This window comes from Microbacterium sp. ARD31, from assembly GCF_031844425.1.
Genome location: NZ_JAUZVE010000070.1, coordinates 1 through 25,640, shown reverse-complemented (window position 1 = coordinate 25,640; position 25,640 = coordinate 1). Strand labels below are relative to the sequence as shown.

The window sequence follows — 25,640 nt, the reverse complement described above, 5'->3', positions numbered from 1 at the left end:
ACCCGTGAGTATGCCGGGTCACCGCCCCAGCACCCGCACCCGCGACACGGTGAGGCCTCTCACCCGGCGCCAGTGATCACCGGCTGACCGGCTCTTCCTGAACTTGTCAGGCCTTGCACGGGCCGACAGGTCCAGCGATCCCCGGCTGGCCGGGGATCGCTGGACGAGGTGAGCAGGGGTCAGTCGGCGACGAAGGTCCCCTGCCCGGCGACGCCGGGCTCGCCGACGGCACGCGCCTCGCCGCCGGCGAGGGAGACGGTGACGGCACCGTCGGTGGAGTCCACGCGCACCGGCGGGGACGCCTTGAGCTCGCGCGTCTGGCCGACGGCCAGCGCGCCCTTGAAGGCGATCTCGCCGGAGGCGTCGCGCACGATGACCTGGGCGCCGCCGGACGGCGCACTCACCACGACGGCGACCGGGTCGGCGACGGGCGCGGCGCCGGTGCCCTGCGGACCGCCGGAGCCGTTGAGCACCGGCTGGGCGGCGCGCAGCTCGGGTGGGGTGTCCATCACGAGGCGGGCGATCGACCAGCACAGGACCAGCGCCATCACCACGGCGACCAGGACCGACCAGTTCGGCCCGCCGCGGGTGCCGCGGATCGAGCCGTGCGCGCCGGTCGCGAGCTCCGCCTCGAAGACGCGGCGCGGGTTGATCGGGGCGTGGGCGTAGCGCTCGTCGTACGACGCCAGCAGCGGGCTCACGTCGACGCCGAGCACCCGGGCCAGGGTGCGCAGGTGCCCGCGGGCGTAGAAGTCGCCGCCGCACGGCTCGAAGTCGTCGACCTCGACGGCCTCGATCACGTGCGGGCGGATCCGGGTGCGCTCGGCGAGCTGGTCGACCGTCAGGCCGAGCCGGGTGCGGGCGGCGGCCAGCTCGGGACCGATGACCGGGTCCTCCGCGGGCTCGACCTCGAAGTCGTCGAGCACCAGCGGCTCGACCGGCTCCCCGGGACGCGCGATCGCGCGCACGCGGTCGCCCCAGGTCTCCTTCTCCTCGACCAGGCTCACCCGGCCGGGGCGGCGCAGCTCGCGGCCCTCGAGCTCGTCGAGGTCCTCGGGCTCCACGAAGTCACGCCGCACCTCCGAGCGGCGGGCGGCCGTCGACTGGCGCAGTGCGGCCGGCGTCGGGCTGGCGACGACGGTCTCGGCGACCTCGGGCCGGGCACCGGACTCGGCCTCGGCGCCGCCGTCGACGTCGTCCCGGACGTCGTCGACCTCGTCGATGGGCGCGTCCGCCACCTCGGGCTCGAGGACGACGATCTGGCTGGCGTCGCGCGCCACCCGGCCGAGTGCCTCGGACAGGTCGCCGTCGGCGCCGACGACACGCGTCGACAGACCCAGCGGCACGGCGAAGGGGGCGCCGTGGAGCAGCCGCGAGAAACTGGTGTGCCGCTTGCCGGCACCGGTGAGCTCGGCCTCGATCAGCTCGAGGTTGTGCGGCACCACGACCAGGCGCCCGTCGCGGAGCAGGCCGCGGCGCGGGGTGTGCTCGACGTGGTGGACCGCCGTCCAGGGCAGCCCGCGCCAGGCGCGGCCCAGCCGGATCCGGATGCCCTGCGCGTCGGCGACCAGGAGCGGGGTGCGCGCGTCGACGAGGCCGGCGAGCCAGTAGGCCCCCAGCAGGCCCATGCCGATCGCGAACGCCCAGTCCAGGACGGCGCCGGTCTGGGTGGCCCGGCCGAGGTAGGCGATGGCGACCGCCGAGGCGGTCAGCCCGACGCCGGCGGCGATCCCCGCGTGGCGGCGTACCTCGACGTGGTCCGGGACGACGGCCGGCCCGGGTCCCGCGGTGTGGTCGTCGAGGACCTCGTCCTCGTTCAGTGCCGTGCTCATCAGGCTCCCCCCTCCAACGTGGCGATCACGGAATCGAGCTCGTCCGGCTTGACCAGGACGTCACGCGCCTTGGAGCCCTCGCTGGGTCCGACGACCCCGCGGCTCTCCAGGATGTCCATCAGCCGGCCGGCCTTGGCGAAGCCGACGCGCAGCTTGCGCTGCAGCATCGACGTCGAGCCGAACTGCGTGGAGACGACGAGCTCGATGGCCTGCACCACGAGCTCCATGTCGTCGCCGATGTCGTCGTCGAGCTCGCGCTTGGACTCCTTGGGCGCCGTGACGTCCTCGACGTAGGTCGGCTCCAGCTGGTCCTTGCAGTGCTTGACGACCTGGTGGATCTCGGCCTCGGTGACCCACGAGCCCTGGACGCGCACCGGCTTGGAGGCGCCCATCGGCAGGAACAGGCCGTCACCCTGACCCACCAGCTTCTCGGCGCCGGGCTGGTCGAGGATGACGCGGCTGTCGCCCAGCGAGCTCGTCGCGAAGGCGAGGCGCGACGGCACGTTGGCCTTGATCAGGCCGGTGACCACGTCGACGGAGGGGCGCTGCGTGGCGAGCACGAGGTGGATGCCGGCCGCACGCGCGAGCTGCGTGATGCGCACGACCGAGTCCTCGACGTCACGCGGGGCGACCATCATCAGGTCCGCGAGCTCGTCGACGATGACCAGGAGGTACGGGTACGGCGTGAGGGTGCGCTCGCTGCCCGCGGGCACCTCGACCTTGCCGGCCCGGACCGCCTTGTTGAAGTCGTCGATGTGGCGGAAGCCGAAGTTGGCCAGGTCGTCGTAGCGCATGTCCATCTCGCGCACGACCCAGGCCAGCGCCTCGGCGGCCTTCTTCGGGTTGGTGATGATCGGCGTGATCAGGTGCGGCACGCCCTCGTAGGCGTTGAGCTCCACCCGCTTGGGGTCGACCATGATCATCCGGACCTCGTCGGGCGTCGCCCGCATCAGGATCGAGGTGATCAGCGAGTTGATGAACGACGACTTTCCGGAGCCGGTGGCACCCGCGACCAGAAGGTGCGGCATCTTCGCCATGTTGGCCACGACGAAGCCGCCCTCGACGTCCTTGCCGAGGCCGGCCACCATCGGGTGGTGGTCCGAGCGGGCCGTGGTGGATCGGAGCACGTCGCCGAGGGAGACGATCTCCTTGTCGGTGTTGGGGATCTCGATGCCGATGGCCGACTTGCCCGGGATCGGGCTGAGGATGCGCACGTCGGCCGAGGCGACCGCGTAGGCGATGTTCTTCGACAGCGCCGTGACCTTCTCGACCTTGACCGCGGGGCCGAGCTCGACCTCGTAGCGGGTGACGGTCGGGCCGCGGGTGTAGCCCGTGACGGTCGCGTCGATGCCGAACTCGTCCATGACCTGCATCAGGCGCTCGACGACCGCGTCGCTGGCCTTGGACCGCGCCTTGTGGGGCGAGCCGGGCTTGAGCGAGGAGTTGTCGGGCAGCGAGTAGGTGATGTCGCCCGAGAGCGCGAGCTGCTCGACGCGGGCCGGCAGCGGCGTGTGCGGCGGCGGCTCGAGCGTGCCGGTGTCGTCCTTGCCGCCCGTGACGGCGACGGCGGGGGTGACCTCGGTCGGCGCGTCGGCGGCGGCGGGGTCGATCGGGTCGGCGAACAGGTCGATGCCGTAGTCCTCGACCGGCTCCGCGTCCTTCTTCTTGCGGCGCTTCCTGAGCTCACGGTCCGCGAGGACCGGGCTGTCGTAGGCGGGGTCGCCCATCTCCGGGTCGATGTCGTCGTCGAGCATCGAGCGGCGGCGGGTGCGGACCGGCTTGGTGGGCTCCTCGTCGGCGGCCTCGTCGACCGGCGTACGGCCCAGGGCCTTGTCGCGCAGCGCTCCCAGCTTGACCGGGATCTGGTAGACCGGCGTCGCGGTGATGATGAGGACGCCGAAGGCGGCGAGCAGGACCAGCAACGGCACGACGACGTACGACGTCTGCATCAGGTCGAGCAGCAGGCTCGAGGTGACGTAGCCGACGGCGCCGCCCGCGGACTGCAGGTTGGTGGCGTCGCCGAGCACCGGCTGCGGGTTGCCGTTGGCGATGTGGACGATGCCGAGCAGGCCGAGGGTGAAGGCCGACCAGCCGATCACCTGGCGCCCGGCGGGCCCGTTGCGCTCGGGGTCGCGCAGCGTCCGCCAGCCGGCGTAGACGAGGAACAGCGGGACGAACCAGCCGACCTTGCCGACGGCACCGGCCGTCACCGAGCGGGCGAAGTCCATCACTCCCCCGGGCAGCTGCCACCACACGGCGGCCGCGACGACGGTGGCGAGCCCGAAGAGGAACAGCCCGACGCCGTCGCGACGGTGCTCGGGGTCCAGGTCGCGGGCCGACTGCCCGATCGAGCGGGCGACCGCGCCCACGGCGTGGGCGATGCCGAGCCAGACGGCGGCGACCCCGCGGCCGAGCGCCCCGAAGCCACGCGCGACGGGACCGGGCCCGTTGCGCACGGCACGCGGTGCCGGACGGCGCGAGGACGCGCTCGACCGGCTCCGGCCCTTCGCGGGGCTGGGGCGCTTGCTGGTACTCCGTGATCGGGTGCTCGAACCCTTGCTCCTGCTGCGCGAGGAGGACGTGCTCGAGCTCCGCGACCCCGGCGGGGAAGACGTACGGGTCGCCATGCTCCGACCCTACGGCCAAGTCACACCAGCCACACGGATCACACACGTGCGTGTCGTGCCCGATGACCGGACGCGACCCCACCCTTCTGGGGGTCCTGGTGCAGCGCGATCGGCGATTGTCACGAAAAGGCTTTCGATTGATCTTCCGCCAGCCCGCAACAAGTCCATATGGTGACCCGGATCACCCGAACGACCCGTCTCGGGTGACGTCGTCATCGAAGGGATTTCACGTGAAGGTCCTCAACAGGGGGCTTGCGCTGGCGGTGGTGGGAGCAGGCTTGGCGGCCTCTCCCCTGCTCGTGGCACAAGCAACTGCGGCGCCCACGGCCGCAGAGTCGCTGCTCTCGCAGCTTCGCGACCAGGCCGACGGCTCGGTCGCCATCAGCAAGGAGGCGGCCACCGGCAAGGCCGGCTTCGTCCGCACCAACGGCGACCTGCTCCCGGCCCGGTCCGCGACCGACGCCGCGTCCGCGGTCGCCAAGGCCGATGCCTACCTCGACAAGTACGCCGCCGTCCTCGGCGCGCGCAGCGGCGAGCTGAAGCAGGTCCGGGTCGACTCGGACAAGCTCGGCTGGACCGTCACCTACACGCAGACCTACGACGGCGTCCCGGTCTTCGGCTCGGCCCTCAAGGCCAACCTCGACAAGCAGGGCGACCTCACCTCGGTCAGCGGCTACGCCGCCCCCGCCCTGGACCTCAGCACGACCCCGCGCCGCAGCGCCGCCGACGCCAAGAAGGTCGCCCTCGGCATCGTCCGGGCCACGCCCCCGAAGGTCAGCGCCGACAAGGCCGCCGACACCACCGGCCTGCGCGCCGACAGCGCGGACCTCGTGGTCTACCGCAAGGGCTCGGTCAAGGGCGAGACCGGCGAGGCCGTCCTGGCCTGGCAGGTCAACGTGTCCAACGTGACCGAGAAGAGCGGCACCGTCAACGACGTGCTGCTGCTCGACAGCACCAGCCTCAAGCCCGTCAACCGCTACTCGCGGATCCACGACGCGCTCGACCGCAGCCTCTTCACCGTGAGCGACGACGGCGGCACGCCCGACGACACCAGCGACGACACCTTCACCAACCTGTGGAACGAGGGCGACCCGCTGCCGGGCACCCTCGACCAGGACCAGCTGAACCTGCTGGAGACCACGCGCGAGACCTACAACCTCTACGCCAACATGTTCGGCCGCGACTCCTTCGACGGCGAGGGCGGCACCATGTTCCTGGTGCACAACCGCGCCGACCGGTGCCCCAACGCCTCGTGGAACGGCCAGTACACGAGCTTCTGCCCGGGCGTCTACGACGACGACACCGTCGGCCACGAGTGGAGCCACGCCTACACCGAGTACACCTCGGGCCTGATCTACCAGTGGCAGTCGGGCGCGCTCAACGAGTCCATGTCCGACGTGTTCGGCGAGACCATCGACATCCTCAACTCCCGTGAGGACGAGGGCGAGGGCGACCTCAGCGTCGAGCGCACCGCCGGACTGTGCTCGCGCTACACGCGCGGCGAGATCGGCGCGACCATCACCGCCCCCGCCAGCGTCGCCGGCGAGTGCGAGTGGGCAGTCCCGTTCCAGCACGGCCCCGTGTTCGACAAGGCCGGCGTCACCGCTGACGTCGTCGCCGGCACCGACGCGGCCAACGACGAGGGCCCGACCACCACGGACGGCTGCACCCCCCTCACCAACGGCGCGGCCGTCTCCGGCAAGTGGGTCTACCTCGACCGCGGCACCTGCGTCCTCAACGACAAGGTCCAGAACGCCGTCGACGCCGGTGCCACCGGCATCGTGGTCGGCAACGTCACCAACGGCGCCCCGGCTGCCGCGGGCGGCGACTTCCCGATCTACGGCCTGATGGTCGACGCCGAGGCCGCCGGTCGCATCAAGTCGGTGGGCGCGGTCACGATGACCGTCAAGGACATCGACGAGGCGGCCAAGGACGACAACGCCCGCTGGGTCCTCAGCGAGAAGTCCTCGGCCTTCGGTGGCGCGATCCGCGACATGTGGACGCCCACCTGCTACGGCGACCCGGGCAAGGTCTCGGACGCCGAGTACCGCTGTGGCACCGACGACGGTGGCGGCGTGCACAGCAACTCCGGTGTGCCCAACCACGCCTACGCGCTCGCCGTCGACGGCGGCGCCTACAACGGTCAGTCCATGACCGGCATGGGCCTGGACAAGGCGTCGAACATCTGGTGGCGCGCCCAGTCGGCCTACCTGACGCCGACGTCGGACTTCGCCGACCTGGCCGACGGCCTCGAGGCCTCGTGCGTCGACCTGACCGGCCAGCCGATCAACAAGGTCACCCTGGGCGACGGCGAGGTCGAGCCCGCGACCCCGATCACGGCGGCCGACTGCGCCGACCTCGCGAAGGTCATCGCTGCCACCGAGCTCCGCACGGAGCCCGTGCAGTGCGACTTCCAGCCGATGCTCGACCCGAAGGCTCCGTCGCTGTGCGGCGAGGGCTTCACGAGCAAGACCGTCTGGAGCGAGGACTTCGAGGACGGCCTCGCCGGCTGGACGCCCAGCAACGAGGTGGTCTTCAGCGGTGGGTTCAACGCACCGTGGCAGTCCGCGACGGCCGACGGCCACCCGGGCAAGGTGGCCTTCGGCCCCGCGCCCGACCAGGGTCAGTGCACCAACGGCGCCGGTGACTTCTCCAGCCGCGACTCGATCGCCAGCCCGGTCATCGCGGTCGGCAAGGTGGGCGCACCCAAGCTGACCTTCGACCACTCGGTCTCGACCGAGCTGGGCTACGACGGCGGCAACCTCAAGGTGAGCCTCAACGGTGGTGCCTTCACCACCGTGCCGGCGTCGGCGTACCTCTACAACGCGCCGACCCAGCTCGCCACGTCCGGCGAGGGCAGCACCAACCCGCTCGAGGGCGAGGAGGGCTTCACCGGCACCGACGGTGGCACCCTCGAGTCCGGCTGGGGCACGTCCGTGGTCGACCTCGCCGCTCTCGGCGTGAAGACCGGCAGCACCTTCCAGCTGCGCTTCGACATCGGCCGCGACGGCTGTGGCGGTGTCCTGGGCTGGTCGGTCGACAACGTCCAGCTGGTCGACTGCGAGGTCAACGGCACCACGACCACCTCGGCGCACGTCCCGGAGCCCTCGGTCTTCGGCACCGCGTCGAAGGTCGACGTGACGGTGACCGCGGCCGGCGGCGGCACGCCGACCGGCACGGTCGACGTGCTCAAGGCCGACGGCACCAAGCTCGGCTCCGGCACGCTGTCGGGCGGCAAGACCTCGGTCACCCTGCCCGCCGACCTGCCCGTCGGCACGCACCCGCTGAAGGTGAAGTACGCCGGCAACGGCGGCTTCCAGCCGTCCTCGGACACCGTCGTGGTCACCGTCAAGGCCGCGGACGAGGCCGGCAAGGCGGAGTCGAAGACCGTGGCCATGATCAAGCCGAAGAAGCCCTCCTTCCGGGAGAACTTCACGATCGTGGTCAAGGTCGCCGCGGAGGACGCCACCGCTACGGGCAAGGTCGTCATCCGCATCGACGGCAAGCTCATGGGCAAGGCCAAGGTGAAGAACGGCAAGGCCGTGTTCAAGATCAAGCGGGACTACAAGATCGGCAAGCACGTCGTCCAGGCCAAGTACAAGGGCTCGGACACCGTGGACCGCAGCAAGCAGCGGATCCGCTTCCGCGTGGTGCGCTGATCACCGGCTGAGCGACATCACGGGAGGGCCCCGGCGGAGAGATCCGCCGGGGCCCTTCCCGTGCCCGGGGTCCGACGCAGGGGCGCTCAGCGCAGGCCGGTGAGCCAGGGCAGCACGACGAGCACGGTCGGCAGGGAGAGGACCGCGACGGCGAGGGTGACCGCGACGGCCGCCTGGAGCGGGTGCCGGCCCTCGTCGCGCAGCACCTCGGCGCGCGCGGCCAACGAGCCTGCCGAGCCCAGCGCACCGCGGGGCGCGGACGAGCCGGCCAGCGTGAGCAGCGCGGACAGCAGCGCGCGGCGGTCCACGTGGCGTACGGCGGCCCGGTCCGCGAGCACCTCCACCAGCACCTCGACCTCGTCGCGGGCGGCGCCGCTGGCCACCCACCGCGGGAAGGCCCGGTGCAGCACGGTGAACGCCTCGAGGACGAGGTCGTGCCGGGCCCGCAGGTGGGAGCGCTCGTGCTCGAGGACCGCGGTGAGCTCCGGGGTCGTGAGCCGGGTCAGGGTGGACCGCGAGACGACGATGCGCGAGCCGCTCATGCCCGGCACGCAGTAGGCGACCGGGACGTCGTGCTCGAGCACCGAGACGCCCCGGTCGAGGCTCGCCACGAGGTCCACCCGCTCGCGGTGCACCCGCCGCATCCGCCGGAGCTCGGTCCCGGTGAGGTGGCCGCTGCGCAGCAGCCGGGCGGCGACCACCGCCGTGACGGCGCCGGCGAGGACGGCGACAGCGACGTCGGCCCGGGCCACCGGCGACTCCCAGAGCCGGTCGGTGGCCAGCGAGAGCCCCGCGCCGAGGGCCGCGAGGACCGCGGCGAGGGCGATGCCCTGCCACAGCAGCATCGCGGCCGCGGGCGTACGCCGGAGCCGGTGCCACCGCGACAGCGCCCAGGGCACCGGCCCCGCGAGCAGCACGGCGAGCACCCCCAGCACGACAGGGGTGGGCACGGCGGTCGGGGGATCGATCAGGAGAGGTCGGCCAGCGCGCGCCGGAGGGCGGCGAGGTCGGCCTCGCTGGCCTCGCCCACGAACGACACGAGCGCCTGGTCGCGGTCCGGCCCGGTCTCGTCGAGCGCCTCGCGCATCACCTCGGCCGTCATCGCGGCACGCGAGCGGCGCGGGGCGTAGCGGAAGGCCCGGCCCTCGCGCTCGCGGACCAGGACGTCCTTGCGGGCCAGGCGGTCGAGCACCGTCATGACGGTCGTGTAGGCGAGCTCGCGCCCACCGCGGGCGGCGAGCCTCTCGTGGACCTCGCGGCCGCTGGCCGACCCGAGGTCCCACAGCACGTCGAGGACGGCCTGCTCGAGCTCACCCATCCGGGACCTTGGACTCATGCCTCAGGAGTCTAGGGGCCCTGTCCGGGAAAGTACGACACGGCGTAGTATCTACTACGATCTGTAGTAACTCTGCGCCGCAGCGCCGACCCCAAGCAAAGGTGTGCCCATGGACGTGCTCGACATCGCCCGCTGGCAGTTCGGGATCATCACCGTGTACCACTTCCTGTTCGTGCCGCTGACGATCGGGCTCACGGCCGTGATCGCCGGACTGGAGACGGCCTGGGTCCGCACCGGCAAGGAGGACTACCTCCGGCTGACCAAGTTCTTCGGCAAGCTCTTCCTCATCAACTTCGCCATCGGGGTCGTCACCGGCATCGTGCAGGAGTTCCAGTTCGGCATGAACTGGTCGGACTACTCCCGCTTCGTCGGGGACGTCTTCGGCGCTCCCCTGGCGGTGGAGGGCCTGCTCGCGTTCTTCCTCGAGTCGACCTTCCTCGGCCTCTGGATCTTCGGCTGGGACAAGCTCCCGCGCGGCCTGCACGCCGGATGCATGTGGCTGGTCCACCTCGGCACCCTCGCCTCGTCGTGGTTCATCCTGGCCGCGAACTCCTGGATGCAGCACCCCGTGGGCTACCGCTTCAACCCCGAGTCGGGCCGCGCCGAGCTGACCGACTTCTGGGCGGTGATGTTCAACAAGGTGCAGGTGGTGACGTTCCCGCACGTGGTCTTCGCGGCGTACATGACCGCGGGCGCCTTCCTGCTCGGCGTCTCGGCGTACCTCTACATGAAGAAGAAGCACGAGGCCGACCGCCCGCTCTACCACCGCGCGATCCGCATCGGCGCGGTCGTCACCCTCCTCGCCGGCCTCGGCGTCGCGATCACCGGCGACCTCCAGGGCAAGGTGATGACCGAGGTGCAGCCGATGAAGATGGCCGCCGCCGAGGGCCTCTACGAGACCAGCGAGGGCTGCGCGCCGTTCTCGGTCTTCACCGTCGGCACCCCCGACGGCACGGAGGAGAAGTTCTCGATCACCGTGCCCTGCCTGCTGTCCTTCCTCGGCACCGGCTCCTTCGACGGCACCGTGCAGGGCATCAACCCGCTCAAGGAGGAGTACGCCGAGACCTACGGCACGCTCGACTCGGCCGACCCGGCCCAGCGCGACGGCGACTACGTCCCGATCATCCCGGTCACCTACTGGTCGTTCCGCTTCATGATGGGCCTCGGCTTCTTCGCCGCCGGCGGCGCCGCGCTGATCCTGTGGCTGACCCGCAAGGGCCGCACGCCCGGCGTGCGGTGGCTCGGCGTGCTCGGGCTCAGCCTGCCGATCGCCACGACGCTGGCCTCGTCGTGGGGCTGGATCTTCACCGAGATGGGCCGCCAGCCGTGGGTGGTCTTCGGCCTGATGACGACCGAGTCCGGCGTCTCCCCCGGCGTCAGCACTTTCGAGGCCGCCACGTCGCTCGTCGTGCTCACCGCGCTCTACGCCGTTCTCGCCGTCGTCGAGGTGAAGCTGCTGGTGACCTACATCAAGAAGGGGGCGGAGCCCTTCGAGGAGCCACCGAAGGTCAAGGTCGGCGGCTCCGACGACGAAGACGCACCCCTCACGTTCGCCTACTGACCGCGACGCCCTCCCCGAAAGAGACACGGAAGAGACACACATGGAACTCACCACCGTCTGGTTCGCCCTCATCGCCGTGCTGTGGGTCGGCTACTTCTGCCTCGAGGGGTTCGACTTCGGCGTCGGCATGCTGCTGCCGGTCCTGGCCAAGGACGACACCGAGCGCCGCGTCATGATCAACACCATCGGCCCGGTCTGGGACGGCAACGAGGTCTGGGTGCTCGTCGCCGGCGGTGCCACGTTCGCCGCGTTCCCGGAGTGGTACGCCACGCTCTTCAGCGGCTTCTACCTCCCGCTCCTGCTGATCCTCGTCGGGCTCATCGTGCGCGGCCTCGCCTTCGAGTACCGCCACAAGCGCGAGGAGTCGGCGTGGAAGCAGCGCTGGGACCTCGCGATCATCGTCGGCTCGTTCATCCCCGCGCTGCTGTGGGGCGTGGCGTTCGCCAACATCGTCGCCGGCGTCCCGATCGACGCCGACAAGGAGTTCACCGGCAACCTCTTCACCCTTCTCAACCCCTTCGGCCTGCTCGGCGGGCTTGTCACGCTCACGCTGTTCGCCGCCCACGGCGCGATGTTCGTGGCGCTGAAGACCGACGGCGACATCCGCCACCGGGCCCGCGACCTCGCCGTGCGCATCGGCCTGGTCGCCGCCGTCCTGGCCGTCGTGTTCCTCGTGTGGACCCAGGTCAGGACCGGGACGGCCCTCACCGCGGTGGTCTTCGCAGTCGCCGCGGTGGCGCTCCTGGCCGGCCTGGCCGCGGCACGCGTCGGCCGCGAGGGCTGGGCCTTCGTCGGCACGTTCGTCACGATCGCGCTGGCGGTGGTCGGCCTGTTCCTGGCCCTCTTCCCCGACGTGATGCCCTCGACCACCGACCCGGCGTACTCGCTGACCACGACCAACGCGGCAGCGACGGCGTACACCCTCAAGGTGATGACGTGGGTGGCGGTCGTGTTCACCCCGATCGTGCTGGGCTACCAGGCCTGGACCTACTGGGTGTTCCGCAAGCGCATCTCGGTCCACCACATCCCCAGCCCCGTCCTCGCGGACGCCTCGAGGTGAAGCCCCTCGACCCGGCGGTGCTGACCCACCTCCGCCCCGCGGGACGACCACTGGCCGTGGTCGTCACCACCGGCGTGGTGGGCGGCCTGGCGACGGTCGCGCAGGCGTTCGCGCTGGGCGCGCTCGTGGTCGCGGCGGTCGGACCGGGTGACTGGGCGCGGGCAGCGTGGTGGCTGGCCGGGCTGGTCCTGCTGCGCACGGCGGCGTCGTACGTCGGGCAGCGCGCTGCCGTCCGGGCCGCCGGCGACGTCTCGGGAGCGCTGCGCGACCGCCTGCTCGACGCCGCGCGACGCATCGACGACGTGGCCCCGGCACGCCTGTCCGTGCTGGCCACGCGCGGTGTCACCGGCGTGGAGCCCTACGTCACCCGCTACCTCCCCGCGCTCGTCCCCGCCGCCGTCCTGCCCGTCGTCACGCTCGCCGCGATCACCTGGCTCGACCCGCTCTCCGGCCTGGTCGTGGCGCTCACGCTGCCGCTCGTGCCGGTCTTCGCGATCCTCGTCGGGCTCACCACCCGCGACCGCGCCCAGCGCCAGTGGCGCGCCCTGGAGGCGCTGTCGGGCCACTTCCTCGACGTGGTGCGCGGACTGCCGACCCTGGTCGCGCACCGCCGCGCCGAGGCCCAGGTCGGCACCATCCGGGCGGTCACGCACCGCCACCGCCGGGCCACCGTCGACACGCTCAAGGTGGCCTTCGCGTCCTCGTCGGTCCTCGAGCTCGTGGCCACCCTCTCCGTCGCCCTGGTCGCGGTGACCGTCGGGCTCCGGCTCGCCTCCGACGCGGTGGACTTCCGCGTCGCGCTCACCGTGCTGCTGCTCGCCCCCGAGGCGTACTGGCCGTTGCGGCGCGTCGGCGCGGAGTTCCACGCCGCCGCGGAGGGCACCGCCGCGCTGGCCGAGGCCGATGTACTCCTGGCGCGCGCGGCCACCGGGCTCCCGGGAACGTCGCGGCCCGACTCCGCCGCCCTCGCGCTCCGCGCCCTCGAGATCGGGTACGACGCCCCGCTCGCCGCACCACTGGACCTCGACCTCCCCGCGCGCGGGCTGGTCGCGGTCGCCGGCCCGTCCGGCTGCGGCAAGTCCACCCTCCTCGCCACCCTGCGCGGTGAGCTGCCCGCCCTCGGCGGCGAGGTGCTGGTCGGCGGCACTCCCCTGGCGTCGGTCGACCCGGCGTGGTGGCGTGCGCGGGTGGGGTGGGCACCGCAGCGCCCCTGGCTGCTCGCCGGCACGGTGGCCGCCAACGTCCGGCTCGGCCGGGCCACCGCGAGCGACGACGAGGTGTGGGCGGCGTTGCGCAGCGTCGGCCTGGAGGACGCGGTCCGCGCTCTCCCCGACGGCCTGGGCACGCGGCTGGGCGAGGACGGGGCCGGCCTGTCCGCGGGCCAGCGGGCCCGGGTCGCGCTGGCCCGCGTGGTCCTCGCCGACCGGCCCGTCGTGCTGCTCGACGAGCCCAGCGCCCACCTCGACCGCGAGACCGAGCAGGTCCTGCTCGACACCGTCGCCCGGCTCGCCCGCACCCGCCTGGTGGTCGTCGTCGCGCACCGCGACACGGTGCTCGCCGCCGCCGACCGCGTGGTGCGCCTCGCGCCCGCCGCCGAGCCCGCGACGGTGGCGGCACACGACGCTCCCGCCGCCACGGTGGCGGCAGACCACACCGTCACGCCCAGGAACGACGTCGTGCGCCGCCACCCTGCGGCCGACCCTGCGGACGAGCCCTCGCGCTGGGGCCTGCGGACCGCCACCGTCCTGGGCGCCCTGTCCACCGCCTCCGGCGTCGCCCTCACCGCGACGGCCGGGTGGCTGATCACCCGCGCCAGCGAGCACCCGCCGGTGCTCCACCTGATGGTCGCCATCGTCGGGGTGCGGCTCTTCGGCCTGGCCCGCCCCGTCCTGCGGCACGCCGAGCGCATCCTGAGCCACGACGTCGTCCTCCGCGAGCTGGCCGAGCGACGCGCGCAGGTCTACGCGGACCTGGTCCCGCTGGTGCCCGGTCGGCTCGGCCCGCGTCGCGGCGACCTGCTCACCCGCGTGGTCGACGACGTCGACGCGCTGCTCGACGAGCGGCTCCGGGTCCGCCAGCCCGTCGTGACCGCGGCCCTGGTCGGTGGCGCCGCCGTGGCGCTCACCGCACTCGTGGCGCCGGCGGCGGGCGCGGTGGTGCTCGCCGTCGTCGCGGCGGGCGCCGTCGCGTTCCTGCTCGGGCGGGCCGGCGCCGCGCGCGCGGAACAGGGCGTGGTCGCTCGGCGCGCGGCTCTCGGCACCCGGGTCGAAGAGCTCGCCCACGGCCTGCGCGAGCTCGAGCAGTGGGGCGCGACCGACGCCGCCCTGGCCGGCGTGCGCGCGGAGTCGACCGGCCTCGCCCGGGTCGTACGCCGCTCGGCCCGCGCGGTCGCGGCCGGCACCGCCTTGACCAGCGCCGCCGCCGGCCTCGGCGTCGTGGCGGTCGCAGCCGTCGTCCCCACGGGCACGGTCTCCCCCGCCGTGCTCGCCCTGCTGCTGCTCGTGCCGCTCGCCCTCGCCGACGTGACGGGCGGACTGGCGGACGCCGGCGCCCTGTCCGTGCGCTCGCGCGCCGCCCGGCAGCGCCTGGACCGGCTGGTGACGACCGAGCCGGCCGTCAGCGACCCGGCCGACCCCCGCCCGGTCCCCGACGGCCACGGCCTCTCCGTGCGGGGGTCCCTCGGCTGGACCGACCGCCGGGTCCTCGCGCTCGACGAGCTGGTCGTGCGCCCGGGCGAGCACCTCGGCATCACCGGCGCGTCCGGGACCGGCAAGTCGACGGTCGCGGCCACGCTGGTGCGGTTCGTGGACCCCGTCGCGGGCGACGTACGCCTCGGCGGCACCGACCTGCGCGAGCTGGCCCTGCACGACGTGCGCGGCGTGGTGGGGCTGGTCGACGACGACCCGCACGTGTTCGCCTCGACGGTGGTCGAGAACGTCCGCCTGGCCCGGCCGGGCGCGGAGGACGCCGAGGTCCGCTCGGCGCTCGACCGGGCCCGCCTGGGCGACTGGGTGGACTCGCTGCCGGAGGGCCTGCACACCCATGTCGGCACCGGCGCCCGAGAGGTGTCCGGTGGCGAGCGGGCCCGCCTGGCCCTCGCCCGCGCGCTGCTGGCCGATCCCCGGGTCCTCGTGCTCGACGAGCCGACCGCGCACCTCGACGGCCCGACGGCGCGAGAGGTGGCCACCGAGATGCTCGGATCGGCGGCCCGCGCCGGCCGGTCGATCGTGTGGATCACCCACGGCACCGTCGGACTGGAGTCCATGGACCGCGTCGTGCACCTCGAGGCCGGCGCACCGGCCTCCGTCAGCCGGCCTGCTCTCGCGAGGTCCGCAGCGGCAGGGTGAACCGGAACGTGCTGCCCTGACCGAGCTCGGAGGTGAGCTCGAGCGTGCCGCCGTGCGACTCCGCGATCCGCTGCGCGATCGGCAGGCCCAGCCCGGTGCCGGGGATGGACAGCGCGTTGGGGTTGGTGGAGCGGTGGAACGCCGAGAACACGTGCGCCTGGTCGGCCGGCGAGATGCCGATGCCAGTGTCGGTCACCTCGACGCTCACCTCGTGCTCCGACACCGCCATCGCGACGGTCACCGAGCCGTCCTCGGGGGTGTACTTCACGGCGTTGTCGACCATGTTGTCGATCACCCTGGCGAGCTCCTCGGGGTCGCCGAAGACGACGACCGGACCGAGCTCGCGCGTGGTGAAAGCGAGGCTGACGTTGGCCTGCTTGGCACGGATGCTGAGCAGGTCGACGCTGGCCTCGCACAGCTCCGCGAGGTCCACCGCGCGGCGCACGGTCTCGCGGCGACCCTGGACGCGGGAGTAGTGGAGCAGGTTGGAGACCAGCAGGCCGAGTCGCTGGGCGTTGCGGATGATGGCGTCGATCGAGCGCATGTCTGGATGGCGGTCGGCGATGAGCTCGGCGTGGCCGAGGATCGCGGTCAGCGGCGTCTTGAGCTCGTGGCTGATCGTGGCGATCAGCTCGCTGCGGTAGCGGGCCAGCTCGCGCAGCTCCTGCACCAGCCGCTGCTCGGTCTCGAGCACGCGCGAGGCGCGCACGATCTGGCCGAGCAGGCGGCCCACCTCGAGCACCGCGTCGGCCTCACCGCTGGTCATGGCGCGGGACCGGCGGGCGAAGCCGAGGACGGCGTAGCCGACGAGCTCGTCCTGCGAGACCAGCGGGCACACGACCGTGCGGTCGGCGTGCATCGCCCGCATCCGCTCCTGCAGCGGCTCGCGGCTCAACGGCAGGTGCTCCGACTCCTGGTCGTCCACGCCGAGCTCGATGAGGACCGGGAGCGTGGCCAGGCGCCGCAGGTCCTCGCGCAGCTCGGGCACGTCGAGCTCGGGCGAGAAGGGCCGCGGCGTCGCGGCACCGAGCTCGCGACCCTGCGCGTCGCTGGGGAACGTGCGCGCCCAGACCTGTGCGGTCCCCAGGCACTCGGCCACGGCGGTCACGGCGGTGCCGAGTGCCTGGGCGAGGCCGTGCTGGGTGCCCGACCCGGCCACCGTGGTGAGCATCCGGTCCAGGCGCACGCGGTCGGTCAGCCGCTCGCGCTCGCGGGCGTTCGACAGCGCCACGCCCGCCTGCACCGCGAACATCTCGAGCAGCTCGCGGTCGTCGATGCTCGGGACCCGGTTGTCGGCCGGGAGGTCGACCGCCATGTTGCCGAGCAGCTCGCCGCTGGCGGAGTAGAGCGGCGCGTAGAGGGCGTGCTCGGGGTGCCACGCCTCGGGGTCGTCGCTGTCGGTGTCGAGCTCGGGGATCCACGCGGCGCGCAGCCGCTCCTCCGACATCCGGCCGGCCGGCACGAACCGCAGGATGCCCCACCGGTCGGCCTGCCGGAACTCGTCGAGGATCTGCTCGGCAGGAGTACGACGGTTGAGGATCTGCGCGACGACCTCGGGCGGGCCGGCCACGTTGGTCATGACCAGCGTGTCGCCCTCGAGCCGGGCGATCGCGGCGACGCCGTAGCCGAGCACGTCGACGACCCCGTGGGCGATCTCCTCGAGGATCACCTCGGTGTCGGTCGAGGAGTTCACGCGGCGCATCAGCTCCGCGAGGCGCCTCAGTGCCCCTTGGCTCGGCATCCGCACCTCCCCACCACGATGAAGATCTTCCGGGAGTCTAGGGCGTCAGGCCTCGATCACCACAGGAATGATCATGGGACGCCGTCGATGTGCCCGGTTGACCCAGCGACCCACGACACGTCGTATGGTCTGCTGCAGCTGGTAGCTGTCGTTGGTCCCGTCGGCGACGGCCGCGTCGATCGCGTCGATGATCGGCTGCTTGATCTCGGCGAAGGTGGTCTCGTCCTCCGCGAACCCGCGGGCGTGGATCTCCGGCCCGGACACGACCTTGCCGGTCACCGAGTCCACGACCACGATCACCGAGAGGAAGCCCTCCTCGCCCAGGATCCGCCGGTCCTTCATCGACGCCTCGGAGATGTCGCCGATCGTGGTGCCGTCGACGAAGACGTAGCCGACGTCGACCTTGCCGACGACCTTGGCCACGCCGTCGACGAGGTCGACGACGACGCCGTCCTCGGCGAGCACGACGTTCTGCACGCCGGTGGCCCGGGCGAGGTCGGCGTTGGCGCGCATGTGGCGGACCTCGCCGTGCACCGGCATCACGTTGCGCGGCTTGACGATGTTGTAGCAGTACAGCAGCTCGCCGGCGCTGGCGTGGCCGGAGACGTGCACGAGCGCGTTGCCCTTGTGCACCACGTTGGCGCCCAGGCGGGCGAGCCCGTTGATCACCCGGTAGACGGCGTTCTCGTTGCCCGGGATGAGCGAGCTGGCGAGGATGACGGTGTCGCCCTCCTCGAGGTGCACGAAGGAGTGGCTGCGCTGCGCGATGCGGCTCAGGGCCGAGAGCGGCTCGCCCTGCGAGCCGGTGGAGATCAGCACCTGCTTCTCCGGCGGCAGGTCGGCGAGCTCCTTGGCGTCGACCATCACGCCCGGCGGGACGGTGAGGTAGCCGAGCTCCTGGGCGATCGCCATGTTGCGCACCATCGACCGGCCGACGTAGCCGACCTTGCGCCCGTGGGCCACGGCAGCGTCGAGCACCTGCTGGACGCGGTGCACGTGGGAGGCGAAGCAGGCCACGATGATGCGCTTCTCGCTCTTGGCGAAGGCGCGCTCCAGGACCGGCGAGATCTCCTTCTCCGAGGTGGTGAAGCCGGGGACCTCGGCGTTGGTGGAGTCGGTGAGGAACAGGTCGACGCCCTCGTCGCCGAGGCGGGCGAACTCGTTGAGGTCGGTGATCCGGCCGTCGAGCGGGAGCTGGTCCATCTTGAAGTCGCCGGTGTGCAGCACGACGCCGGCGCCCGTGCGGATCACGACCGCGAGCGCGTCGGGGATCGAGTGGTTGACCGCGACGAACTCGAGCACGAACGGCCCGAAGGTGATCGTCTGGCCCTCGGCGACCTCGTACTGGGCGGTCTCCTTGAGGCGGTGCTCACGGAGCTTGGAGCCCAGGAGGGCGAGGGTCAGCTTGGAGCCGACCAGCGGGATGTCGCCGCGCTCGCGCAGGAGGTACGGCGTCGCGCCGATGTGGTCCTCGTGGCCGTGCGTGAGCACCAGGGCCTCGATGGCGTCGAGGCGGTCCCGGATCGGGTCGAAGTCGGGGAGGATCAGGTCCACGCCGGGGTGGTGGTCCTCGGGGAACAGCACGCCGCAGTCGACGAGCAGCAGCCGGCCGTCGTACTCGAAGACGGTCATGTTGCGGCCCACCTCGCCCAGGCCGCCGAGCGGGATGACCCGGAGGCCTCCTTCGGGCAGGGGGGCGGGCGCGCTCAGGTCGGGATGGGGATGACTCAAGGACTTCCTCGGTTCGGTGGGGGTCGGTTCAGATCAGGCCGGCGGCAGCCAGGCCGGTGCGCAGCGCCGCGACCTCGTCGTCGTCGAGGGCGACGAGGGGTCCGCGGACGCGGCGGTTGTCGATCACCCCGAGCAGCTCCAGGGCTGCCTTCGCGGTGGTCGCTCCGTAGTTGGGGACGCCCATCACGGCGTCGAAGGCCGGGAGCAGCCCGGTGTGGATGCGCAGCGCCTCGGCGTGGTCGCCGCGCTCCCAGGCGTCGATCATGGCCGCGAGCTGCTGGCCCGCGGCGTGGGCGACGACCGAGACCAGGCCGACCCCGCCGTAGGCGAGGTAGCCCAGGGTGGCGACGTCGTCGCCGGAGTAGACGGAGTAGCCCATGTCGACCAGCTGCGCGGTCCGCGGCAGCAGGCCCGAGGCCTCCTTGACCGCGACGACGTGGTCGTAGCCGCGCATCGCCTCGTAGGTGGGCAGCTCGATCAGGGTCGCGGTGCGGCCGGGGACGTCGTACAGCATCACGGGGAGGTCGGTCGCCTCGACGACCGCGCCGAAGTGGTGGCGCAGGCCGGCCTGGCCGGGCTTGTTGTAGTAGGGGCTCACCAGCAGCACGCCGTCGACGCCGATCTTGGCGGCCTGCTGGGCCAGCTCGACCGAGTGCGCGGTGGCGTTGGTGCCGACGCCGGCGATGACCGTTGCCCGGTCGCCGACGGCGTCGTGGACGGCACGCAGGATCTCCCCGTCCTCGGCGACCGAGGTGGTGGGGCTCTCCCCCGTGGTGCCGCTGACGACGACGCCGTCGTTGCCGTTGTCGACGAGGTGCACGGCGATCCGCGCCGTCGCGTCGAGGTCGACGCTGCCGTCCTCGTGGAACGCGGTGGCCATCGCCGTGAGCAGGCGGCCGAACGGGGCAGTGGAGCTCATGCGTGAAGGTTATCGCTCCCGCTCCGCCCCGTTGTCGGCGCCGAGCCGCATACTCCTGGGCATGGCGTACGACGAGGCGCTGGCGCAGCGCATCCACGACCTGCTCGACGGCGAGCCGGGGCTCACGTCGAAGAAGATGTTCGGCGGTCTGGGCTTCATGCTCGACGGCCACATGGCGGTCGCCGCGGCCAGCACGGGCTCGCTCATGGTGCGGACCGACCCGGACGACGCGGAGGGCTGGGTCGACGGCGAGGCCGTCAATCCGATGGAGATGCGGGGGCGGGCCATGTCAGGGTGGCTCCTCGTCGCGCCCGAGGCGCTCGCCGACGACGACCAGCTGCAGCTGTGGGTCGACCGCGGCGTGGCCTACGTGAGGACCCTGCCACCCAAGGAGACGTAGTGCCCGACCTGGACCTGCCCGGCTCGCCCGACTGGCTCGACGACGAGCAGCGAGCGAGGTTGGTGGGCCTGGCCGAGCGCAACGACGCGGCGCACGGCGACGACCTGCTCGGCCTGGTGCTGAGCGGCTCGGCCGGCCGCGGCTACGCCACGGAGCACTCCGACCTCGACGTCATCGTGGTGCTCACCGACGAGGCCGCGGCGACCCGGTCGACGGTGCACTCCCCCGAGGTCGACGAGGCCATCGACTCCTGGACCGAGCTCATCACGGTGCCGCCGTTCGGGACCGAGGGCTGGTGGTTCCGCTGGTCCTACGCCTGGGCCCCGGTGCTGCTCGACCGCACCGGGGGCGGGCTGGCCGCTGCCGTGCGGCGCCAGGCCACGCTCGACCCCGAGGAGGCGGACCAGGTGCTCATCGAGCACGACCGGCTCGACGGCTGGCTCAACTTCGCCTACCGCGCCCTGAAGAACCACCGCGACGGCCGCCCGCTCGAGACCCAGCTCGACGCAGCCGAGTCCGTGCCATGGCTGCTCGACGTGGTCTTCGCGCTGGCCGGCCGCGTCCGCCCCTACAACAAGTACCTCCCGTGGGAGCTGCGCACCCACCCGCTCGACGGGTGGCCCGCCGACGAGCTGCTCGGGCTGGTCGAGCGCACCCTGCGCGGCGACGTCGCCGCCGTCCGCGAGACGTTCGCGCGGCTGCGGCCGTTGCTGGCCGCGTACGACGCCGAGCGGGGGCACACCCGCACGACCGCCATGGTCGACGGCTGGGGCGACGAGCTGTCGCTCCTCTCCTGACCGGCCTCAGCGGTTGCGGAGCACCGGCAGGACGTGGTGCTCGAGCATCGGCGCGAGGTCGTCGGGGTGGTCCTCCAGGGGCGTCCACCGCACCTCGGCGATCTCCCCCGCGGCGACGGGCTCGGCGTCCGACTCGATCCAGAAGACCGTCGAGTGGAGCGTGTGCCCCGGCTCGTTGGCGGCCTCGGAGTGGAACTCGCCGATCAGCGTGGCCTCGTCGACCGCGATACCGACCTCCTCGAGCGTCTCGCGCAACGCCGCGTCCCGGGCCGACTCCCCCGGCTCCAGCTTGCCGCCCACGAGCATGAACCGCTCGGTCCCCCGCTTGCGCACGGTCAGCACCCGGCCGTCGCGCACCAGGGCGACGGCGGCCACGACGATGTGCGCGTCGCGGCCGGGCTCCATGCTGACGAGCCTGCCATGCCTGCACCGGACAGCACGCAGCCACCCTGGCCGGGGCTTACCCGCGGGTGGCTGCGTGGTGCTGCTCGCTGATCCGTCAGCCGCCTCTCGGCGTATGGCCGCTCGTAGCGGCAGGTGGTGAGGCCCGGGGGCATGATGCGGAGTCAGCTGACCCTCACAACGGGGCGGGCGGGACATTCATTCCCATCACGGGGCGATCCAGGGCCACATCCGCCGCACGTGTCCGAGAAACGGCCCCCGGCTGACCCATCCGAGGGCCACATCCGCCGCACGTGTGCGAGGAGCAGCACGCAAGGACTACGACAGCGCGCGGCGTACGGCGTCGAGCGCGGCGTCCTCGGAGGCGCCGAGCGCGCGGACGGCGGCGGCGTACGAGGATGCCGCCTCGCGCAGCGACCGCTCCACCCCGCTGCCCGCGACGAAGGTGCCGGCGCGGCCGCGCGTCTCGACGACACCGAGGGCCTCGAGCTCCTTGTAGGAGCGGGCGACCGTGTTGGCGGCCAGGCCGAGCGAGGTGGCCAGCGCCCGGACCGGCGGGAGCCGGAACCCCGGCGCGAGGGTGCCGTCGTCGACCTGCGCCTTGATCGCGTCGCGGACCTGCTCGAACGGCGGCACCCCGGACGTGTCGTCGACGTCGACCCTCAGCTCAGGCACGCTCCCACCACACCCACTCGCAGCCCGGCCCGACCTCGCGGCGGGTCTCCCGCCACTCCGCGCGGTCGAATTCGGGGTAGAAGGCGTCGCCCGGCACGTCGAGGTCGACCTCGGTGAGGACCTGGTGGGTGAGGAGCGGCATCGCCTCGGCGTAGACCTGGGCGCCGCCCGCGACGACCAGGTCGGCGCTCGGGTCGGCGAGGGCCAACGCGTCCTCCAGCGAGTGGACCACCTCGACACCGTCGACGCGCCAGTCCCGGTTGCGGGTGATGACGATCGTGCGGCGTCCGGGCAGCGGGCGGCCGATGGAGTCGTAGGTCAGGCGCCCCATCACCATCGTCAGGCCCATGGTCTCGCGCTTGAAGTGCGCGAAGTCCTCCGGGATGTGCCACGGGATGCGGCCGTGGTCGCCGATCACCCGGTTGCGCGCGTAGGCCGCGACCGCGACGACGCGGCGACCACCGGGTGCGGACTCAGACGGCAATGGGTGCCTTGATGCCCGGGTGCGGGTCGTAGCCCTCGACCGCGATGTCTTCGAGGTCGAAGGCGTCGATCTCGGTGATGGCGGGGTTCAGCATCAGGCGCGGCAGCGGTCGCGGGTCGCGCGAGAGCTGGAGCCGGGCCTGCTCGACGTGGTTGAGGTAGAGGTGCGCGTCGCCCATCGTGTGCACGAAGTCGCCCACCTCGAGGCCCGTCACCTGCGCGACCATGTGCGTCAGCAGGGCGTACGACGCGATGTTGAACGGCACGCCGAGGAAGGTGTCGGCCGAGCGCTGGTAGAGCTGGCACGACAGCCTGCCGTCGGCGACGTAGAACTGGAAGAGCGTGTGGCACGGCGGCAGCGCCATGTCGTCGACGTCGGCGACGTTCCACGCCGAGACGATGTGGCGCCGCGAGTCGGGGTTGGCGCGGATGCCCTCGACGAGGCGGCTGACCTGGTCGACGTGGCGGCCGTCCGGCGTGGGCCACGAGCGCCACTGGTAGCCGTAGACCGGGCCGAGGTCGCCGTTGTCGTCGGCCCACTCGTCCCAGATCGTGATGCCGCGGTCCTGGAGCCACTTCACGTTGGTGTCCCCGCGCAGGAACCACAGCAGCTCGCCGAAGACCGAGCGGGTGTGGACCTTCTTGGTGGTGACCAGCGGGAAGCCCTCGGAGAGGTCGAAGCGCATCTGGTGGCCGAACACGCTCAGGGTGCCGGTGCCGGTCCTGTCGGTCTTCTCCACTCCCTCGTCGAGGATCCGCTGCAGGAGGTCGAGGTAGGCGCGCACGGGACGACTCTACGGCTCGGCGTCACGTCAGCAGGACAACCTTGCCGGTGGTCTCGCGCGCCGCGAGCGCCCGGTGCGCCTCGGCGGCTTCCTCGAGGCGGTACGTCGTCACCTCCGGGCGCCACTCCCCCGCGGCGAGCCGCCCGACCGCCTGCTCGGCGAGCGCCTGGATGCCACCGGGGCGGGCGAACATGCGCGCCCCGATCGCCGCGGTCACCGCGACGCCACGCTCGAGGACGTCCTGCGCGGTGAGGGGGACCACCGCACCCGAGGTGTAGCCGAACATCACCAGCCGGCCACCCGGGGACACGAGCTCGAGGGCCGCACGCCCGACCGCGCCTCCCACACCGTCGAGGACCACGGTGAGGGGCCGCTCGCTGCCGAGCACCGCCGCGACCTTGCCGGCCCACGACGGCTCGAGGTAGTCGACCGCCTCGGCGCCGTACGACGCCACCAGCGCCGTCTTGCGTGCACCGCCCGCCACCCCGACCACCGTCGCGCCCGCACGCACCGCGGCCTGGACGAGCAGCACGCCCAACCCGCCGGCGGCGCTGGTGACCAGCACCGTGTCGCCCGGCCCGATGGCGGCCTCCTCGAGGATGCCGAGGGCGGTGCGCCCCGTGCCGACCATCGCGACCGCCTCGGCGGGGTCGAGGTGGTCAGCGAGCTCGATGAGCGACGAGACCGGCGCCAGCGCGTGGCTGGCGTACCCGCCGCTCAGCGGCCCCAGGTGGGCGACGACCCGTCGGCCGAGCCAGTGCGCGTGGACATCGTCACCGACGGCGTCGACCGTCCCGGCGACCTCCCGTCCGGGAGTCGTCGGCAGCACCGCGCGGCCGAACGGACCGGTCTCTCCCTCCCTCAGGACGGTGTCGAGCAGGTGCACGCCGGCCGCGGCCACGGCGATCCGCACCTGGGTCGACGCCGGCTCGGGCAGCAACCGGCTCTCGGGCACCAGCACCTCGGGACCGCCGTAGGTGCGCTGGACGATCGCGGTCATCTCCGTCATCTGGGTCATGTCGGTCTTCTCAGGCATGGCCGCGACGCTAGGAGCTCACGTGCACCTGAGATCAAGCCCCGCCAACGTGCATCTAGGCGCGCGGCACCCTGGCCTCGACCAGCACGCACTCGACGTCGAAGACCAGCTCGTCCCCGACCGTGTCGTAGGCGGCCCGCACGCGCTGCTGCACCTCGACGGACTGCGCCCGCCAGGCAATGCCGAAGTTGCCGACCGAGGTGAGGCCGGCCCACAGGTCCTCGGCCCGCACCCGCCACTCCCACGCCTCCGTGCCGAGGTGGGTGACGGCGAGTCCGGCCTCGGTCAGGATCCCCGCCAGCCCGCGCGGGGACCGGTCGAAGTCGCGGTCGGCCGGCAGGCGCGGCGCGGGGGTCCGCTCGGCGCCTGCCCGGTCGAGGAGGCCGCCCCACAGCACGGCCTGCGGGGGCGGGGTGCTGCCCCAGATCGTCGCCAGCACCCTGCCGCCCGGCGCGGTGACCCGGGCCAGACCGCGGGCGCCGGCGCGCGGGTCGTCGACGTGGTTGAGCACGAAGTTGGCCACGGCGACGTCCACGGAGCCGGCGGCCAGCGGCAGGTCCGGGAGGCCACCGGCGAGCACGGGCGCGCCCACCCGGGAGCCGGTCAGCGCGCGCATCTGGGGGTCCGGCTCGACGGCGATGACGCGATGGCCGGCCGCCGCCAGCGCCGCCGTCAGGTGCCCGGATCCCGAGCCCACGTCGACCACCCCCGAGCGGGGCGGCACCCGGTCGAGCAGCGCCGGACCGCTGCCGGCACACAGGCTCGCGAAGCTGCGGTCGTAGTCGCTCGCCACGTCACGCCAGAGGGTCTCGGCCATGGGGCGAGAGCCTAGGCCGACTGTGTACGCCGTTCGCGCACCCCGGAGCCCGTGCTCGGTGATACTGGTCCCCCGTTCGGACGCAAGCCGTGCCGCCGAACCGTGTGAGGAGGACGTGCGTGGGTGTCCCGGGAGTCGACGTCCCCGAGGTCAAGGACGTCGTCGACGTGATCGTCGACGATCGGGGCACAGCCCTGGTCAGCTTCGTGGAGGCGACGACCGACGAGGAGATCGTGCTCGCCGTGGGCCGCACGCGTGACGGCGTACGGGTGTCCCTGCCGGTGGGCGAGCGCTTCGAGATCGTCTGGCGCGGCCGCGACGAGCTGCGCTCCCTCCCCGTCGAGATCGCCGCCGTCGACCGCGGCGACCCCCCTCGGTGGCGGGTCCGTCCGATCGGGCCCGCGACGACGGGACAGCGCCGCCGCGCCGTGC

Annotated in this window: 20 protein-coding genes; 7 read left to right on the top strand and 13 right to left on the bottom strand. The window is 72.7% G+C overall.

Annotation, left to right across the window (positions count from 1 at the left end; genetic code table 11):
• Positions 1-179 precede the first annotated feature (179 nt).
• Together Q9S36_RS47520 and Q9S36_RS47515 are read right to left on the bottom strand one after the other, a co-directional pair.
• Positions 180-1,832 (bottom strand): helix-turn-helix domain-containing protein, encoded by a 1,653-nt coding sequence (locus Q9S36_RS47520; RefSeq protein WP_311291723.1) that lies wholly within the window; start codon positions 1,830-1,832, stop codon positions 180-182.
• Complete coding sequence (locus tag Q9S36_RS47515) at positions 1,832-4,459, bottom strand: DNA translocase FtsK (RefSeq protein ID WP_311291722.1); 2,628 nt, start codon at positions 4,457-4,459, stop codon at positions 1,832-1,834. The genes Q9S36_RS47520 and Q9S36_RS47515 overlap by 1 nt, the downstream gene beginning before the upstream one ends.
• A 299-nt stretch (positions 4,460-4,758) precedes the next feature.
• On the opposite strand from Q9S36_RS47515, the gene Q9S36_RS47510 reads away from it, so the two are divergent.
• Positions 4,759-8,118: a M4 family metallopeptidase gene (locus Q9S36_RS47510; RefSeq protein WP_311291721.1), complete on the top strand. Its 3,360-nt coding sequence runs from the start codon at positions 4,759-4,761 to the stop codon at positions 8,116-8,118.
• Positions 8,119-8,204: 86 nt separating this feature from the next.
• On the opposite strand, the gene Q9S36_RS47505 is transcribed toward Q9S36_RS47510, so the two are convergent.
• Complete coding sequence (locus Q9S36_RS47505) at positions 8,205-9,068, bottom strand: M56 family metallopeptidase (RefSeq protein ID WP_311291720.1); 864 nt, start codon at positions 9,066-9,068, stop codon at positions 8,205-8,207.
• 17 nt (positions 9,069-9,085) lie between these two features.
• Entirely contained in the window at positions 9,086-9,454 is a 369-nt protein-coding gene (locus Q9S36_RS47500; RefSeq protein WP_311291719.1) for a BlaI/MecI/CopY family transcriptional regulator, read from the bottom strand.
• 109 nt (positions 9,455-9,563) lie between these two features.
• Here Q9S36_RS47500 and Q9S36_RS47495 point away from each other — a divergent pair, with 109 nt between their 5' ends.
• The 3 genes from Q9S36_RS47495 to cydD are packed head-to-tail and all read left to right on the top strand — an operon-like array spanning position 9,564 to position 15,422.
• Positions 9,564-11,015: a cytochrome ubiquinol oxidase subunit I gene (locus tag Q9S36_RS47495; RefSeq protein ID WP_311291718.1), complete on the top strand. Its 1,452-nt coding sequence runs from the start codon at positions 9,564-9,566 to the stop codon at positions 11,013-11,015.
• A gap of 40 nt (positions 11,016-11,055) precedes the next feature.
• Positions 11,056-12,075: a cytochrome d ubiquinol oxidase subunit II gene (gene cydB / locus Q9S36_RS47490; RefSeq protein ID WP_311291717.1), complete on the top strand. Its 1,020-nt coding sequence runs from the start codon at positions 11,056-11,058 to the stop codon at positions 12,073-12,075.
• On the top strand, positions 12,072-15,422 hold the full coding sequence (gene cydD / locus Q9S36_RS47485) for a thiol reductant ABC exporter subunit CydD (protein ID WP_311291716.1): 3,351 nt from the start codon (positions 12,072-12,074) through the stop codon (positions 15,420-15,422). Before cydB ends, cydD begins: the two co-directional genes overlap by 4 nt.
• On the opposite strand, the gene Q9S36_RS47480 is transcribed toward cydD, so the two are convergent.
• From Q9S36_RS47480 to dapA, 3 genes are read right to left on the bottom strand one after another with little or no spacing between them, the layout of a single operon-like run.
• A complete protein-coding gene (locus Q9S36_RS47480; protein ID WP_311291715.1) occupies positions 15,382-17,163 on the bottom strand; it encodes a GAF domain-containing sensor histidine kinase in 1,782 nt (593 codons plus the stop codon). The two genes, cydD and Q9S36_RS47480, sit on opposite strands and share 41 nt — an antisense overlap.
• 45 nt (positions 17,164-17,208) lie before the next feature.
• Positions 17,209-18,894, bottom strand: a complete 1,686-nt coding sequence (locus Q9S36_RS47475) for a ribonuclease J (protein WP_311291714.1) — start codon at positions 18,892-18,894, stop codon at positions 17,209-17,211.
• 28 nt (positions 18,895-18,922) lie between these two features.
• Positions 18,923-19,813 carry a 4-hydroxy-tetrahydrodipicolinate synthase gene (gene dapA, locus Q9S36_RS47470; RefSeq protein WP_311291713.1) on the bottom strand — a complete coding sequence of 297 codons (891 nt, stop codon included), beginning with the start codon at positions 19,811-19,813 and terminating at the stop codon, positions 18,923-18,925.
• A gap of 61 nt (positions 19,814-19,874) precedes the next feature.
• On the opposite strand from dapA, the gene Q9S36_RS47465 reads away from it, so the two are divergent.
• Together Q9S36_RS47465 and Q9S36_RS47460 are read left to right on the top strand one after the other, a co-directional pair.
• The gene (locus tag Q9S36_RS47465) at positions 19,875-20,213 is read left to right on the top strand and encodes a TfoX/Sxy family protein (protein ID WP_311291712.1); all 339 of its coding nucleotides are present in this window, start codon (positions 19,875-19,877) and stop codon (positions 20,211-20,213) included.
• The gene (locus tag Q9S36_RS47460) at positions 20,213-21,010 is read left to right on the top strand and encodes a nucleotidyltransferase domain-containing protein (RefSeq protein WP_311291711.1); all 798 of its coding nucleotides are present in this window, start codon (positions 20,213-20,215) and stop codon (positions 21,008-21,010) included. The genes Q9S36_RS47465 and Q9S36_RS47460 overlap by 1 nt, the downstream gene beginning before the upstream one ends.
• A 6-nt stretch (positions 21,011-21,016) precedes the next feature.
• Here Q9S36_RS47460 and Q9S36_RS47455 read toward each other — a convergent pair whose 3' ends face one another.
• The 6 genes from Q9S36_RS47455 to Q9S36_RS47430 all read right to left on the bottom strand — a co-directional run bounded on the left by Q9S36_RS47455 (position 21,017) and on the right by Q9S36_RS47430 (position 25,208).
• Positions 21,017-21,415, bottom strand: a complete 399-nt coding sequence (locus Q9S36_RS47455; protein WP_311291710.1) for an NUDIX domain-containing protein — start codon at positions 21,413-21,415, stop codon at positions 21,017-21,019.
• A gap of 315 nt (positions 21,416-21,730) precedes the next feature.
• Positions 21,731-22,087, bottom strand: a complete 357-nt coding sequence (locus Q9S36_RS47450) for a GntR family transcriptional regulator (protein WP_311291709.1) — start codon at positions 22,085-22,087, stop codon at positions 21,731-21,733.
• Positions 22,080-22,571 (bottom strand): dihydrofolate reductase, encoded by a 492-nt coding sequence (locus Q9S36_RS47445; RefSeq protein WP_311291708.1) that lies wholly within the window; start codon positions 22,569-22,571, stop codon positions 22,080-22,082. Before Q9S36_RS47445 ends, Q9S36_RS47450 begins: the two co-directional genes overlap by 8 nt.
• Positions 22,561-23,355 (bottom strand): thymidylate synthase, encoded by a 795-nt coding sequence (locus tag Q9S36_RS47440; RefSeq protein ID WP_311291707.1) that lies wholly within the window; start codon positions 23,353-23,355, stop codon positions 22,561-22,563. Before Q9S36_RS47440 ends, Q9S36_RS47445 begins: the two co-directional genes overlap by 11 nt.
• 22 nt (positions 23,356-23,377) lie before the next feature.
• Entirely contained in the window at positions 23,378-24,391 is a 1,014-nt protein-coding gene (locus Q9S36_RS47435; RefSeq protein ID WP_311291706.1) for a zinc-binding dehydrogenase, read from the bottom strand.
• A gap of 55 nt (positions 24,392-24,446) precedes the next feature.
• Complete coding sequence (locus Q9S36_RS47430) at positions 24,447-25,208, bottom strand: class I SAM-dependent methyltransferase (RefSeq protein ID WP_311291705.1); 762 nt, start codon at positions 25,206-25,208, stop codon at positions 24,447-24,449.
• Between the two features lie 119 nt (positions 25,209-25,327).
• On the opposite strand from Q9S36_RS47430, the gene Q9S36_RS47425 reads away from it, so the two are divergent.
• On the top strand, positions 25,328-25,640 hold a 313-nt coding region (locus Q9S36_RS47425), incomplete at its 3' end, for a hypothetical protein (RefSeq protein WP_311291704.1).